The sequence below is a fragment of the Streptomyces sp. NPDC046860 genome (assembly GCF_040645115.1).
Classification (GTDB): domain Bacteria; phylum Actinomycetota; class Actinomycetes; order Streptomycetales; family Streptomycetaceae; genus Streptomyces.
This window is the reverse complement of record NZ_JBEYXQ010000021.1, coordinates 21821-35601: the sequence shown is the minus strand read 5'-3', so window position 1 is coordinate 35601 and position 13781 is coordinate 21821. Positions and strand designations below refer to the sequence as shown.

At 73.7% G+C, this 13781-nt stretch carries 13 protein-coding genes; 8 read left to right on the top strand and 5 right to left on the bottom strand.

Translation table 11 applies throughout. The features are described from left to right. Positions 1–13: 13 nt before the first annotated feature. Positions 14–1138: an LLM class flavin-dependent oxidoreductase gene (locus ABZ898_RS25005; RefSeq protein ID WP_361663021.1), complete on the bottom strand. Its 1125-nt coding sequence runs from the start codon at positions 1136–1138 to the stop codon at positions 14–16. A 567-nt stretch (positions 1139–1705) separates the two neighbouring features. On the opposite strand from ABZ898_RS25005, the gene ABZ898_RS25000 reads away from it, so the two are divergent. After that, complete coding sequence (locus ABZ898_RS25000; RefSeq protein ID WP_361663224.1) at positions 1706–2695, top strand: amino acid ABC transporter permease; 990 nt, start codon at positions 1706–1708, stop codon at positions 2693–2695. Next, positions 2692–4719 (top strand): FAD/NAD(P)-binding protein, encoded by a 2028-nt coding sequence (locus ABZ898_RS24995; protein ID WP_361663018.1) that lies wholly within the window; start codon positions 2692–2694, stop codon positions 4717–4719. The genes ABZ898_RS25000 and ABZ898_RS24995 overlap by 4 nt, the downstream gene beginning before the upstream one ends. A 50-nt stretch (positions 4720–4769) precedes the next feature. Here ABZ898_RS24995 and ABZ898_RS24990 read toward each other — a convergent pair whose 3' ends face one another. The 4 genes from ABZ898_RS24990 to ABZ898_RS24975 all read right to left on the bottom strand — a co-directional run bounded on the left by ABZ898_RS24990 (position 4770) and on the right by ABZ898_RS24975 (position 8382). Next, positions 4770–5645 (bottom strand): TauD/TfdA family dioxygenase, encoded by an 876-nt coding sequence (locus ABZ898_RS24990; RefSeq protein ID WP_361663015.1) that lies wholly within the window; start codon positions 5643–5645, stop codon positions 4770–4772. Positions 5646–5706: 61 nt separating this feature from the next. Next, positions 5707–6513, bottom strand: a complete 807-nt coding sequence (locus ABZ898_RS24985; protein WP_361663013.1) for an ABC transporter ATP-binding protein — start codon at positions 6511–6513, stop codon at positions 5707–5709. After that, positions 6500–7555: an ABC transporter substrate-binding protein gene (locus tag ABZ898_RS24980; RefSeq protein WP_361663010.1), complete on the bottom strand. Its 1056-nt coding sequence runs from the start codon at positions 7553–7555 to the stop codon at positions 6500–6502. The genes ABZ898_RS24985 and ABZ898_RS24980 overlap by 14 nt, the downstream gene beginning before the upstream one ends. Before the next feature lie 38 nt (positions 7556–7593). After that, on the bottom strand, positions 7594–8382 hold the full coding sequence (locus ABZ898_RS24975; protein ID WP_361663221.1) for an ABC transporter permease: 789 nt from the start codon (positions 8380–8382) through the stop codon (positions 7594–7596). A 461-nt stretch (positions 8383–8843) separates the two neighbouring features. Here ABZ898_RS24975 and ABZ898_RS24970 point away from each other — a divergent pair, with 461 nt between their 5' ends. The 6 genes from ABZ898_RS24970 to ABZ898_RS24945 all read left to right on the top strand — a co-directional run bounded on the left by ABZ898_RS24970 (position 8844) and on the right by ABZ898_RS24945 (position 13744). After that, positions 8844–10805 (top strand): hypothetical protein, encoded by a 1962-nt coding sequence (locus tag ABZ898_RS24970; RefSeq protein ID WP_361663007.1) that lies wholly within the window; start codon positions 8844–8846, stop codon positions 10803–10805. A 31-nt stretch (positions 10806–10836) separates the two neighbouring features. Next, on the top strand, positions 10837–11283 hold the full coding sequence (locus tag ABZ898_RS24965) for an SRPBCC family protein (protein WP_361663004.1): 447 nt from the start codon (positions 10837–10839) through the stop codon (positions 11281–11283). A 131-nt stretch (positions 11284–11414) separates the two neighbouring features. Continuing rightward, entirely contained in the window at positions 11415–12095 is a 681-nt protein-coding gene (locus ABZ898_RS24960) for a PASTA domain-containing protein (protein WP_361663001.1), read from the top strand. 160 nt (positions 12096–12255) lie between these two features. Further along, entirely contained in the window at positions 12256–12729 is a 474-nt protein-coding gene (locus ABZ898_RS24955) for a hypothetical protein (RefSeq protein WP_361662998.1), read from the top strand. Between the two features lie 71 nt (positions 12730–12800). Next, the gene (locus ABZ898_RS24950; protein ID WP_361662995.1) at positions 12801–13430 is read left to right on the top strand and encodes a SigE family RNA polymerase sigma factor; all 630 of its coding nucleotides are present in this window, start codon (positions 12801–12803) and stop codon (positions 13428–13430) included. Continuing rightward, positions 13427–13744, top strand: coding sequence for a hypothetical protein (locus ABZ898_RS24945; protein WP_361662992.1), 318 nt, complete (start codon positions 13427–13429; stop codon positions 13742–13744). Before ABZ898_RS24950 ends, ABZ898_RS24945 begins: the two co-directional genes overlap by 4 nt. The last annotated feature ends 37 nt before the right edge of the window (positions 13745–13781 follow it).

Here is a 13781-nt window from a genome sequence, read left to right as displayed (position 1 = left end):
AGGGCGGGCAGGCTCACTCGCCCACCGCCGTGAGCGGGCCGGTGCCGGCCGTGCGGGCGGCGTCCCGCTTGGCGATTTCCTCGCGGACGATCGGGATGACGTGGCGGCCGAAGTCGATGGCGTCGCCGAGCAGGTCGTAGCCGCGCGCGGAGAGGATGTCGACGCCGAGGTCGTAGTAGTCGAGCAGGGCCTGGGCGACCGTTTCGGGGGTGCCGACCAGGGCGTTGGAGTTGCCCGCGCCGCCGGTCGCGGCGGCGGTGGGGGTCCACAGGGCTCGGTCGTAGCGCTCGCCCGCCTCGGCGATGGCGATCAGGCGCTGCGAGCCGGCATTCTCGGGGGCACCGGCGCGGTGGTGGCGGACGAGGCCGGCCTCGCGGCGCTGCTTGATCGCGCCGACGGTGCGGTGCGCCTTCTCCCAGGCCAGTTCCTCGGTGGGGGCGATGATCGGGCGGAACGCGACCTGGATGCGGGGCACGTCGGTGCGGCCGGCCTCGCGGGCGGCGGCCTTGACCTTCTCGATCTGCGCGGCGGTCTCGGCCAGCGGTTCGCCCCACAGGCAGTAGATGTCGGCCTCGGCGCCTCCGGCGGCGTACGCGGCGGCCGAGGAGCCGCCGAACGAGACGCCGGGGCGCGGCTGTTGGACGGGGAAGACGTCGCTGACGAAGTCGTGGAAGCGGTAGTGCTCGCCCTCGTGGCCGAACGCCTCGTGGGTGGTCCAGATCTTCTTGACGATCTGGATGTACTCGCGGGTGCGGGTGTACCGCTCGTCCTTGGTAAGGGTGTCGCCCTCGCGGCCCTGTTCGTGGTCGTTGCCGCCGGTGATGAAGTGGACGGTGAGCCGGCCCTCGCTGATCTGGTCCAGGGTGGCGAAGGTCTTGGCGGCGAAGGTGGGGTAGGAGACGTTCGGCCGGTGGGCGAGCAGGAGCTGCAGCCGGTCGGTGCGGGCGGCGATGTAGGCGGCGGCGGGCGCGGGGTCCGGGGAGCCGGAGCCGTAGGCGAACAGCACCCGGTCCCAGCCGTGGTCCTCGTGGGCCCGGGCGAGGCGGAGGGTGTAGTCCTTGTCGAAGGCCACGCCGGAGCGCGGGGTGGTTTCGGAGCCGTCGTTGGTCGCGGCTATGCCGAGGAACTCCACGGGCATGAGTGAGCCTTTCCGGCGAGAAAGCGCAGGCGTGAAGGACTGAACTAGCGTTCTTGTTCAGCAAGTTGATGAAGTGTCAGATCAGTGACGACAGAAATGCGACGTGACGACGACGGGCGTCGGGTGAGACGGTGCGGCGGCAGCGCGCGGAAGGGGGTGGGCATCGGCCCGCGCCGGGTGTGCCGGCGGAGGGAAAGGGCCGGTCAGACGGCCCGCTGCCGAGTCAGGCGCGACACGAGGACGACCACACTCGACCGAAGTCGATGTGATCGCGCGTGACCAAGCGCTGCTGGGCATCCATGCGGTCAATTGAGCAGTGCGTCTCGGCTTTCGTCAACCCTTGACCGCATGCCGGACATCAACCATCGGTGCCTCTCGCCCGGTTGACAGAGGTGCGCGCATCGCACGTACGATCGGCGGCGGACGGACCCGCCTCGCGGCGTGTTCCTCCGGTCGCGTTGAGGGACGCGGCACGTGACGACGCAGGCCACCGGCCGCACCGTACGCGAGTACGCGTGCCACCGGACGGTCGCCCACGTCCGCACCTCCCTCCCGGAGCGTCTACCGATGGCCACGCCTTCCGATGTCACCTCCACCCCTCTTCCGAATCCGGTCGCGGCCGAGCCGCCGCCCGAGAGCGCCGGGCCGCCCCGGATCGTGCCGCGCCGGCACCTCGGCCGCTGGATCGCCGCCGCTATCGCCCTGCTGGTCCTGGCCATGGTGGTCAACTCCGTCGTCCGCAACGACGCCTTCCAGTGGGAGGTGGTGGGGCAGTACTTCACCACCGCGGCCGTGCTCGACGGTCTCCTGCTGACCCTGTGGCTGACGGCGGCCGTCATGGTGCTGGCGTTCCTGCTCGGCACCGGCATCGCGGTGCTCCGCCTCTCCTCCAACCCGGTGCTGCGCAGCCTGAGCTGGGGCTATGTGTGGATCTTCCGGTCGACGCCGCTGCTGGTGCAGTTGCTGTTCTGGTTCAACATCGGCGCGTTGTACCCGACGCTCGGCCTCGGCATCCCGTTCGGCCCCGAGTTCGTCAGCGTCAGGACGGTGAACCTGCTGGGGCCGACCCTGACCGCGCTGATCGGCCTCACCCTGCACGAGACGGCGTACGCGGCCGAGGTGGTCCGGGGCGGCATCCTGTCCGTGGACGCCGGGCAGACCGAGGCGGCGCAGGCACTGGGGCTCGGCAGATGGCGCACCCTGCGCCGGATCGTCGTCCCGCAGGCGATGCGCTCGATCGTGCCGACCGCGGGCAACATGCTGATCGGCACCTTGAAGGGCACCAGCATCGTCAGTGTCCTCGCCGTCCACGACCTGCTGTTCTCGGTCCAGTTGATCTACAACCGGACGTACCAGGTGATCCCGCTGCTGCTGGTCGCCACGGTCTGGTACATCGCCGTGACGTCGGTGCTCAGCGTGGGCCAGTTCCACGTCGAGCGGTACTACGGCCGGGGCGCCGCCCGCGCCCTGGCGCCCTCCCCGGTCGCCCGGCTCCGCCCGTGGCTGACCGTGGCGCGTGCCCGGACCCGCCGCGCCTCCGGCGGCGGTGACCGGTGAGCGCTCGTACCGTGGTGGTCGTCGGGGCGGGCCCCCGCGCCACCGGGCTGCTGGAGCGCGTCGCCGCCAACGCGCCCGAACTCTGGTCCGGCACACATGAGTTGCGGGTCCATCTGGTGGACCCGCATCCACCCGGTCCGGGCCGGGTCTGGCGGCAGGAGCAGTCGCCGCTGCTGCGGATGAACTCCATGGCCGAGGACGTCACCATGTTCACCGACGAGACCTCCACGGTGGACGGCCCGGTGCGTCCCGGCCCCTCGCTGGCCGAATGGGCCGCCCAGTTCGCCCGGCCGGACGCGCCGCGCTTCACCCCGTACGCCGAGCCGGCCGACCCGGAGGTGCTCGCCGAACTCCGCACCCTGGGCCCGGCCGACTTCCCGACCCGGCGTGCCCAGAGCGCCTATCTGGACTGGGTGTTCCGCCGCGCGCTGGCCGACCTTCCGCCCTCGGTGACCGTCGAGTGGCACCGCACCACCGCGACCTCGGTCACCGGTCCGGCGGACGGCCCCCAGGAGGTCCGCCTGGCGGGGCGGAGCGAACCGCTCCGCGCCGACCTGGTGATCCTGGCCCAGGGACACCTCGGCTCGGCTCCCGCCTCCGCGCACCGCGTCCACGCCGACTTCGCCCGCCGCCACGGCCGCTTCCATCTGCCGCCCGCCTTCTCCGCCGACGCCGACCTGTCGGGACTGCGCCCCGGAGAGGAGGTCGTGCTGCGGGGCTTCGGGCTGGCCTTCGTCGACCTGATGGTACTGCTCACCGAGGGCCGGGGCGGCGCCTACCGCACGGAGCCGGACGGCACACTGACCTACCTGCCCTCCGGCCGCGAACCCGTGCTGCACGTCGGGTCGCGGCGCGGGGTGCCGTACCACGCGAAGACCGGATACCAGCTGCGGGGACCCCGGCCCCCGCTCCCCCGGTACTTCGGTCCGGAAGCGGTCGACGGCCTGGCGGCCCGGGGCGTTCCGCTGGACCTGCGGCGCGACGTGTGGCCGCTGATGGCGAAGGAGATCGGGTTCGGCCACTACCACGAGCTGTTCCACGCCCACCCCGAGCGCACGGCCATGCCCTGGCCGGAGTTCCTCGCCGCCTACGACCGCTTCGGCTGGTACTCCGCCCAGGCGTCCGGGCTGATCGCCATCGCCGTGCCCGATCCGGCCGACCGGCTGGACTTCGAGACGCTGGACCGGCCGCTGGACGGGCTCGTCTTCGACACCCCGGACGCCTTCCAGGAGCACCTGCGCGCCTACGCCCGCCGGGACCTGACCCGCCGCGAGGACCCGGAGCACAGCGCCGACCTGGGGGCGTTCCTCGCGCTGCTCTCCCTGTACGGCCACCTGCCCGGCCTGGTCGCCTCCGGGCGGCTGACGGCGCGCTCGCCGGCGGACGGCCTGGACGGCTGGTGGCAGGGCTTCTTCAGCTTCCTGGCCTCCGGGCCCCCCGGCTTCCGGCTGCGCGAACTGGACGCGCTGTCCCGTGCCGGAGTGGTGCGCTTCCTCGGCGCGGACGTCCGGGTCGGCACGGACGAGGCGACCGGCACCTTCACGGCGACGAGTCCGACCGTGCCGGGTCACACCGTGCGCGCGACCGCGCTGATCGAGGCGTATCTGCCGGGCCCGAACCTCGACCGGACCGAGGACCCGCTGCTGCGGCACCTGCGCCGCACGGGCGCGCTCGCGGAGGAGGAGGTGACCGACGGCACGCACCGGCACCGGTCCGGGCGGATCGCCGTCTCCCCCGACGACGGCCGCCTGATCGACCCCGGCCTGGGCGGGCCGCATCCCCGCCGGCTCGCGCTCGGGGCCCCCACCGACAGCCGGGCCGTCGCCGCCTTCGCCCGCCCCCGCACCGACGCGCCGGCCTTCCGGCAGAACGACCTGGTGGCCAGGGCTGTCCTCCGGGCGCTGGACACCGAACCGGAACCACATGTGCGTGGGCCACATGCACCGGAGCCACATGTGCGCGGGCCACATGCACCGGAGCCACATGTGGCGGAGCCGGCCGACTGCGCGCGGGTCGGGGGCTGACGTACGAGGGGCCGCCCGGTCGGTGAACGGGCGGCCCCCTCATACCGTGCTCACGCCCGCGGCCCCACCGGGATGTCGCCGCGCAGGGTGATCCGGTGCATCACCCGGTGCTGGTCGCCGTAGTCGCGGTTGGCGTAGTGCGAGGTGCTGCGGTTGTCCCACAGCGCCACGTCACCCGGCTGCCAGCGGTGCCGCACCACGTGCTCCGGCTTGGTGAGGTGCGCGTAGAGGATGTCGAGCAGGCCCCGGCTCTCGTGCTCGGAGACGCCGACGATGTGCGAGGTGAAGCCGGGGTTCACGAACAGCCCCTTGCGCCCGCTCTCCGGGTGCACCCGCACCACCGGATGCTCCACCGGCGTGAGCTGGGTGAACACCTCGCCCTCCCACAGGTTGCCCTTCCCCTGCCGGCGCTGGGCGAGGTAGTAGCCGAACTCGCGGCTGCCGTCGTGCACGGCGGTCAGGGTGTCGATGTGCGCCCGCAGGCCGGGCGACAGCGACTCGTAGGCGGCCTGGCTGTCGGCCCAGTTGGTGTCGCCGCCGGTGGGCGGGAGCACCACCGAGCGCAGCACCGAGATCGCGGGCGGCCGCGGCACGAAGGTGACGTCGGTGTGCCACACGTCGGCGAAGCCGTTGTCCTGGCTGTCCAGCGAGTACACCTCGGGCGCCACGTCACCGGAGTCGTGGACGGGGTGCCCGACGGTGACCTCGCCGAGGCGGCGGCCCAGCTCGATCTGGCCCGCGTCGTCGAGCCGGTGCTGCCCGCGCACGAAGAGGACCTTGTGGTGTACGAGGGCCTCCCGCAGCGCGAGCACGCCGTCGTCGTCCAGGCGCGCCAGTTCGACGCCGTCGATCTCCGCGCCGATGTTCGGGCCGAGTTCGGTGAGCGGGAGCCGCGTCGCCACGGGCCGGTCGCTGAGGATGCTCATGGGATGTCCTTTCCGGTACGGCCCCGTCCGGGACCTGGGTTCTTGTGCGCGAATACGGCGCTCAGGCCGCGGCCGCGCTCTTGACGGCGTGCGCGACCTGGGCGCGCAGTTCACCGAACTCCGGTGAGCCGCGCAGCTCTTCGGCGTCGATGCCGTCGCGCGGCAGGGTGATCGGCAGGTCCAGGGCGACGGTCCCCGGGCTCCTGGTCAGCACCACGATGCGGGAGCCGAGGAACACGGCCTCCTCGGCGGAGTGGGTGACGAACACCGTGGTGCGCCCGGTCCGGGCGGCCATCCGGCGCACGTCCTCCTGGAGCCGTTCGCGGGTGAGCGCGTCCAGGGCCGCGAACGGCTCGTCGAGCAGCAGCAGCGGGTTCTCGGCGGCGAGCGCGCGGGCGATGGCGACGCGCTGCTGCTGGCCGCCGGAGATCTCCCAGACCCGGCGCTCCTCGGTGCCCTCCAGGCCGACCCGTGCCAGCAGCTCCGCCCGTCGCTCCGGCCATTGGGCACGCTCGACGCCCGCGTACCTGAGGGCGAGGTCGAGGTTGCCGCGCACGGTGCGCCAGGGGAAGAGGCGCGGCGTCTGGAACACCACGCCGGCGGTGCCGCCGGGGCGGGGACGGGTGCCGGACACCGTCACGGTGCCCTCGCTCGGCCGCTCGAACCCGGCGACGAGCCGCAGCAGGGTGCTCTTGCCAGAGCCGGAGGCGCCGACCAGGACGAGGAACTCCCCGGTGGGCACGGTGAGATCGACCGGGCCGACGGCGGTCACGGCACCGTACCGATGGGTGACGTGGTCGAGCCTGACGGCACCGGCCTCGGCCTCCCCTGGCTCGACCTTCGCTTCCGCCAGTTCACTTGAGGACATCGGGCAGCCCCTTGAGGTAGAACGCCTTCTCGACGGTGGCGGCGGAGGGTGCCGCGTCGATCTGCTTCTGGCCGGCCAGGAAACGGCCGGTGTCGCCGACGTAGGTGAGTAGCTTGCCGGGCTTGCCGTCGGTGCCCAGCCACTCGGCGGAGGTCACCTGCTCCGGGGTGAGGAACACGCCCTGCGCGAGCTGGGCCCGGGCGTCGGCGGCGCTGATGTTCAGCTCGGCCGCGACCGCCTTCACCGAACCCTCGGGGTCGGACTTCAGCAGCCGCAGAGCCTCCGCCTCGGCCTTGCGCCAGGCGTCGATCGCCTTCGGGTCGCGGGCGATCAGCTCGTCGGAGACGACGGCGAGGTCCAGGGTCGGCTTGCCCGAACCGGCCACCCGCGTGCTGCTGGTGAGCTGCCTGCCCATCCTGCGCAGCTCGTCCAGCGTGGGCAGCCAGACGTACGCCGCGTCGATGTCGCCCCGCTGCCAGGCGGCGAGAATCGCCTGCGGCTGGAGGTCGATCAGCTTGACGTCGGACGCCTTCAGGCCGGCCTTGTCCAGCGCGGCGAGCAGGCTGTAGTGCGAGGTGGAGGCGAACGGCGTGGCGACGGTACGCCCCTTCAGCCCGGCCACGTCGGAGATCCCGGTGCTCTTCCGCGCCACCAGCGCCTCGTTCTCCCCTGCCACGTCGAGAATCCAGGCGACCTTGTACGGGATCGGCGACGGCCCCGATATCCCGCGCGCGAACGGGCTCGACCCGAGCGCGGCGATGTCGAGGGACTTGCCGAGGAACGCCTGGTTGACGCTCGCGCCGGAGTCGAACTTGATCCAGGTGATGGTGTGGTCGGGCAGTGCCTTCTCCAGCAGCCTTCTGTTCTTGACGATCAAGTCGCCGCTGGGAAAGGCGAAGTAGCCGATGCGCAGCCGTTTCCCGGAGCCGGAGGCCGAGGCGGAGCTGTCCGTGGAGCACGCGCTGACCGCCGCGGTGGCGGCGACGGCGAGCGCGCCCGCGAGCATCTGGCGGCGGGACGGGCGGTGCGGGGCGTGGGACATGGAAGTGCCGTTTCTGTTGGCGGGAGTCGGGTGGTGTCTCAGGCGCGGCCGCGCCAGGGCAGAGCGGCACGCTCCAGGCGCAGCAGCAGGCCGTCGATGACCAGGCCGGAGACGCCGATGGTGATGATGCCGACGAGCACGACCGGGGTGTTGTTGTAGTTGGCGGCGTCCTTGACCATGCCGCCGATGCCGGGCAGGCCGTTGACCAGCTCGGCCGCGACCAGGGAGGAGTAGGCGACGCCGACGGCCAGCCGGATGCCGGTCAGCGTCTCCGGCAGCGCGGAGGGAATGACCACGTCCCGTACGACGTCCAGGCGTGAGGCGCCCAGGGCGCGGGCGGCCTCGGTGAGCGCCTTGGGCACGGCGGCCACGGCGGTGGTGGTGGAGACGGCGACCGGCGGGAACGCGGCCACGGCCAGCAGGGTGATCTTCGGTTCCTCGTTGATGCCGAGCCAGATGATCAGCAGCGAGAAGTACGCCAGCGGGGGCAGGGTGCGCAGGAAGGTGATCCACGGCTCGAAGAGCGAGCGCACCCAGCCGACCGTGCCCATCAGCAGCCCGAACACCACTCCGGCGGCGATGCCGATACCGGCGCCGAGGGCGATGCGGCGCAGGCTGATCCCCAGGTGCTCGATGAGATAGGTGCCGTTGTAGCCCCGGACCCCGCCGTGCGTGGTCGACACGTCGATGAAGGCCCGCCAGACCTCGGCGGGTGCCGGGATGAGGGTCCGGCTCCAGGTGCCGCTCGCCGCGAGCAGTTGCCACAGGAGCAGGAAGAGTACGAGCGAGGCCAGCGGAAGTACGGTGTTGCGTACGGCACTTGGGATGCCGGACGGGCGGGGTCGGGCGGCCGCCGGGAGCGGACCGGCCTCCTCGGGGCGCAGCGAAAGGGACACGGGACGGCCTCCAGGGGGCCTCGTGACAGGAATCGGCGGACGGCGGCGCGCCGCCCGTACGGCGAAGAGACCGGTCCCGCGGGAAACGACGCGCCTCGGACCGCGTCGGGTGGCTTCACCGGGCGGTGCGGACCGTCAGAGAACGCGGACGGCGGCGGTCAGCGACAACACACGGCCGGGCGTCGGCACAGGTCGATGACCAGGCGTCGCACCAGCGGCATGGGCTTCATGGGGCCCTTTTCTACCGCAGCGGCAGCGCACCACCAAGGGGTGTCCACGAAGTGGACCGGCGGACGGGAGAAACGTTCTGCCACGGGCGGGCCGACACGCCGGGCGGTGACCCGAGTCGCGTTCACTCGTTTGCCGTAGCACCAGCCCCGAACGTCCCGCTCGTGGAAGGCGGTCGCCCGATGGTCCTGCCCTCGCTCAGTCGTTCCCCGCGCGGTGCGCGCCGGCACCTGCTGCACGCCGAGCGCAGACTCGCCGAGCGGTACGCCGAACTGGTCCGCCTGGCCTACCTCGTGCTCCCCGCCTCCCTCGGCCGCCACCGCCGGGTCCTCGCCGCGCACTCGCTGGTGCAGCGCAGCCTGCCGAAGGCCGAACCAGCCGTACCGGCGCCCCGTTCGGCGGGGGCGGACGGCGCCGACCCGGACCGTTCGCTGCGGGTGGCCGTGGTGCGGGGCGCGCTCGCGCAGTGCCGCCGGCCCCGGCTGTGGCCCGAGAGTGCCCGGCCGCCGCGGCTGCTGGTGCCCCGGCTGCCCGTGGTGCTCGGGCTGCGGCTGGCGCCGCGTTCGGGCGGGGCGGAGGAGATGGCGCTCGGCCAGGCCCTGTCGGACCTGTCCGCCCCGGCCCGCGCCGCCTTCGTCCTGCTGCGGGTGGAGGGGCTCACCGCCGACCACGCGCACGGTGTGCTGGAGGCGGCCGGGGTCGACCGGGCGCGGGTGGCCGTGCGGGAGGCGGCCCGGCTGGACACCTCGCTGGGGGCTGCCGCCGCCTCGGTGCTCACCTCGGACGAGTTCGACGCGTGCACCCTGCGCGCCCGCCCCACCGACCTGGTGCGCCGTCGGCGCCGGACGCGTCTGGCCGCGGTCGCGGTGCTGGCGGGCGCCCTCACCGCGGGCGGGCTCGCCGCCGTCACGCACTCGGCGCCGGAGACCGCGGGGCCGTCCGCGACGCGGCCCCGGTCCGCCGATCTGGTCCGCGTCGCGCCCGGTGCGTGGGCGGACACCTCGCGGGTGGACTTCACCGCCTGGCCCCCGCGCGGGGACCGGGTCGGCGACCGCGCCCTGCTGGACCGCGCGCTGGCCGTCTGGACCGACCCGCAGCCCGGTACGCGCGTCGTCCGCGCCCCCGGCACCCCGGCCGATCCCCCGCCGCGCGCACCGCAGTTGCTGTTCGCCGGGTCGGTCGGCGGGCACGCGGTGGTGGTCTTCCACGACGGGCAGCGCCTGGTGCGGTACGGCGAGACGGGCGCCGGTGAACGGCTCGTGCTGGCCCGTGCGGACAACGCGGACGTGACGACGGCCGGGGCGCTCGCGCTGGACGAGCGGGGCGGCGCGGTGCGGTATCTGCTGGCGCCCTGGGTGGCTGAGTCGTCGGTACGCGACCTCTCCCGGCCCGACTCCCCGGCGCGGCATCTCGCCGTGGGGCGGGACGGGGTGACCGCGCCGGTGCCCCGCTGGACGGGCGGCGGCTGTGGGCGCCGTCCGGCGCTGCAGTTGCGGTCGTCCCCGGCGATCGCCGAGCACCACGCGTTCCTGCTGGCCGACCTCGGCGGTCTCACGCTGGCGCATCTGACGTACACCCCGCTGCCGGGCCATGGTTCTCCGCACGCCCGGCAGCCGCGCGAGGCGACCGGGTCCGCCGCCCTGGTGGCGTGGCGGCAGAGCGGCTGCGAGCCGGGTCCGCCGGGCGGTGCGGGGGTGCGGGCGGTCAACGCATGGGACTTCGCCGGGCAGGACCTCCCGGACGGCGGCGGCCCCGCCGTGTGGACGTGCGTACGGGCGGACACCTGGCGCGGGCCGGGGGACATCACCGTCCTGCTGCGCCGGCCGGGCAGGGAGGCGCGGGTGGTGACACGGGTGCGGTCGACGGCCGCGTGCAGCAGGTTCGGTCAGCACGTGGTGGCGCGGACGTCCTGGAAGTCGCCGCGCGGTCACCGGTACGTCCTGGCGGCGGGCAGCCGTGCCGTCACCTCCCTCACCCTCACCGGCGACGTGCGCGCCACCCGGAGCGGGCCCACCCTGGCCGTACGGGCGCCCGAGGACGCCTCCACGAGGGTCCGGGGCGGGCTGGCGTCGGGCGGAGGGCTCGCGGAGGTCGGGTCCGGGCCGTCCGGGGGTACCCGGCAGTAGCGATCCGCCGACCGAGCACTGGAGAACGACCATGGTCCACGTCCGACGTTCCTTCACCGTCGACCGCCCGCTGCCCGCCGTGAACGCCTACCTGGCCGACTTCGCGCACGCCGTGGACTGGGACCCCGGCACCCAGGAGTGCGCCCGCAAGGAGGGCACGGGCGCCCCCGCCGCGGGCACCACCTGGCACAACGTCTCCGAGTTCCGGGGGCGCCGCACCGAGCTGGACTACCGCCTCGACCTCCGCACCGACGACCGCCTCACCTTCGTCGGCAGCAACAAGACGGCTACCTCCACGGACGACATCACCCTGCGCGCCACGCCGGACGGCACGGAGATCACCTACGACGCGGACATCCGGTTCCACGGCCTGGCCCGCCTCGCCGACCCGTTCCTGCGCGGCGAGTTCGAGCGTCTGGGCGACGAGATCACCCACTCGATGCCGGAGGCGATCCGGGCGGCCGTGCCCCCGCGCTGACGGGCCGTAGGCTCCCTCCGCGACGGCCGGCGCCCACCCGGGCCGGTCACACGACCCCCACCGATTCCACACATTGATCATCTTGCGTCTACGCTCCCCCCTGCACGTCAAGCGCACCACTTGGGGGGAACATGGCTGACTGGAAGCTCATCGGCGGGATCGCGGGCGGTCTCATCGTCCTGGGCGCCCTCGCCAACGCGGTCGACGGCGGCAAGGACGGCGGCGGCAGCAGCACCGGCGCCGCCGTACCGACACCGTCGTACACCGCCGTCACGTCGGCGGCGCCGACACCCGCCGTCGCCGACGACAAGCCCCTCAAGGCCGGGCCGGAGACGAAGACCGTCCCCGACTTCGTCGGCATGGGCCTCCAGTCCGCGCAGGACACCGCCCAGGCCGCCGGGTTCTACGGACTGAGGTCCCACGACTCCCTCGGCCGGGCCCGTCATCAGATCCTGGACCGGGACTGGAAGGTCTGTTCCCAGAACGTGAAGGCGAACAGCAGCGCCGCCACGGACAAGGTGCTGGACTTCGGCGCGGTCAAGCTGGCGGAGACGTGCCCCGCGCACGACGAGGCCGCCCCGTCGGCGGCGGGCGGGACCATGCCGTCCTTCACCGGGAAGAGCGTGGCCGCGGCGCGGTCCGCCCTGGACTCCGGCACCTCGCTCACCGTCCAGGACGTCTCGGGGCAGGACCGGTTCATCCTCGTGGAGTCCAACTGGAAGGTCTGCGCGCAGGAACCCGCCGCCGGGACGAAGGTGAAGGGGCAGCCGGTCGCGCTCGACGCGGTGAAGTTCGAGGAGACCTGCCCGTAGGGAGCGGGGAGCCCAGTCCGCGGAATTGTCCGCGGACCGCGACAACCCCGGACGGGGCCGCACGTCTGGTGGAGTGAAGGGCGGTCACCGGGACGGCAGTTCGAGTCCCGGCGCTGCCCCGTCCGCAGCGTTGTCCCCGAACTCCCTGGAGTCGTGTCCCATGCGGCATATCCGCGCCAAGAAGTCGAACCGTCCCCTGCGCACCTGGGTGCTGGGGTCGGCCGCCGGTCTCGCCCTGGTGGCGGGCGGCACCATCGCCGCCCAGGCGGCCACCGCCGGCCACGCGCACCCGGCGAAGCCCGGCACGTCCGCACCGGACGCCCCGAAGCCCGTGCCGTCGGTTTCGGCCGTACCCGCCCCGCCCCGCACCGACCCGACCCCGGTCCCGGGTGACGCGCACGGCAAGCCGTACCCGAAGCCGGTGCCCTCGGTCCCCGGCAAGCACGCCTCGCCCCGCACCAGCCCGGCCCCGGTCCCGGTCCCCGGTGACGCGCACGGGAAGCCGTACCCGAAGCCGGTCCCCTCCGTCCCCTCTGCCTCCGGCAAGCACGCCTCGCCCCGCACCGCCCCCGTCCCGTCCCCGGTCCCCGGTGACGCGAACGGCAAGCCCTACCCGGGTACCACCGTCCGCTGAGTCGTCGACCGTACGAATGGCGGGGCCGGCCCGGAGCCGGTCCCGCCGTACCGCTGATGTGAACGAGGACGATGCAGCTCACCCTTGCCCTGCCCTGGTGGGCCCGGCTACTGCGCCGCGCCCGGACCACCCCGTCCCCGGCGCCCGGTGCGCCGCAACCCGGCCGACGCCTCCGGCACCTGCGCACGGTGGACCGTCGGGACGGCGAGGAGGAGTCCCCCACACTCGCCGATCTGTACCGGACCCGGCGGCTCGACATGGTCCGGCTCGCGGCGTTCCTGGTGGACGACCTGCCCACCGCCGAGGACGTGGTTCAGGACGCCTTCGCCGCCGTCTGCCGACGGCACGGCGAGAGGCTGGACGACCTCCAGGACGCTCACGCCTATCTCCACACCGCCGTGGTCAACGCCGCCCGCTCGGTGCTGCGTCGGCGGCGCACCGCGCGCGCGTACGTCCCGCCGCACCAGGGCCCGGGGGCGGCGGTCGACGAACCGCTGCTGCTCGCCGAGGAGCACCGGCAGGTCATCGACGCGCTGGCGCGGCTCAGCGGGCGCCAGCGCGAGGTACTGGTGCTGCGTTACTGGTCGGACCTGAGTGAGGCGCAGATCGCCGAGACGCTCGGCGTGTCCCGTGGGACGGTCAAGTCGACCGCGAGCCGCGCGCTCGCCGCTCTGGAGAAGCTGTTGGAGGGGGACCGATGACCGACCGGGCACCGATCGAGGAACGGCTGCGTGCCGCGCTCGACGCGCGCGGGCGCCTGATCAGCGCCCACGACCTGTCACCGGGCCGCCCGCCTTCCGGGAGGACCTGGGGCACGCGCAGGACCCGGCGGGTGCTGTCCGTCGCCGTCGCCGCCGTGGCGGCCGCTGCGGCCGTCGTCCTCCTGCTGTCCTCCGGGCCCCCGGACGACCGCCGCCCCGTACCGCCCGCCCGGCGTTCCAGCCCCACCGTCACGCCCGGACCCACTCCCGCGGTGCCGCGCCCGGTGCCCTCGGCCGTCCCGTCAGTGCCTTAGAAACGGAAGAGCGGCAAGGCCCGACATGGGCCCTGCC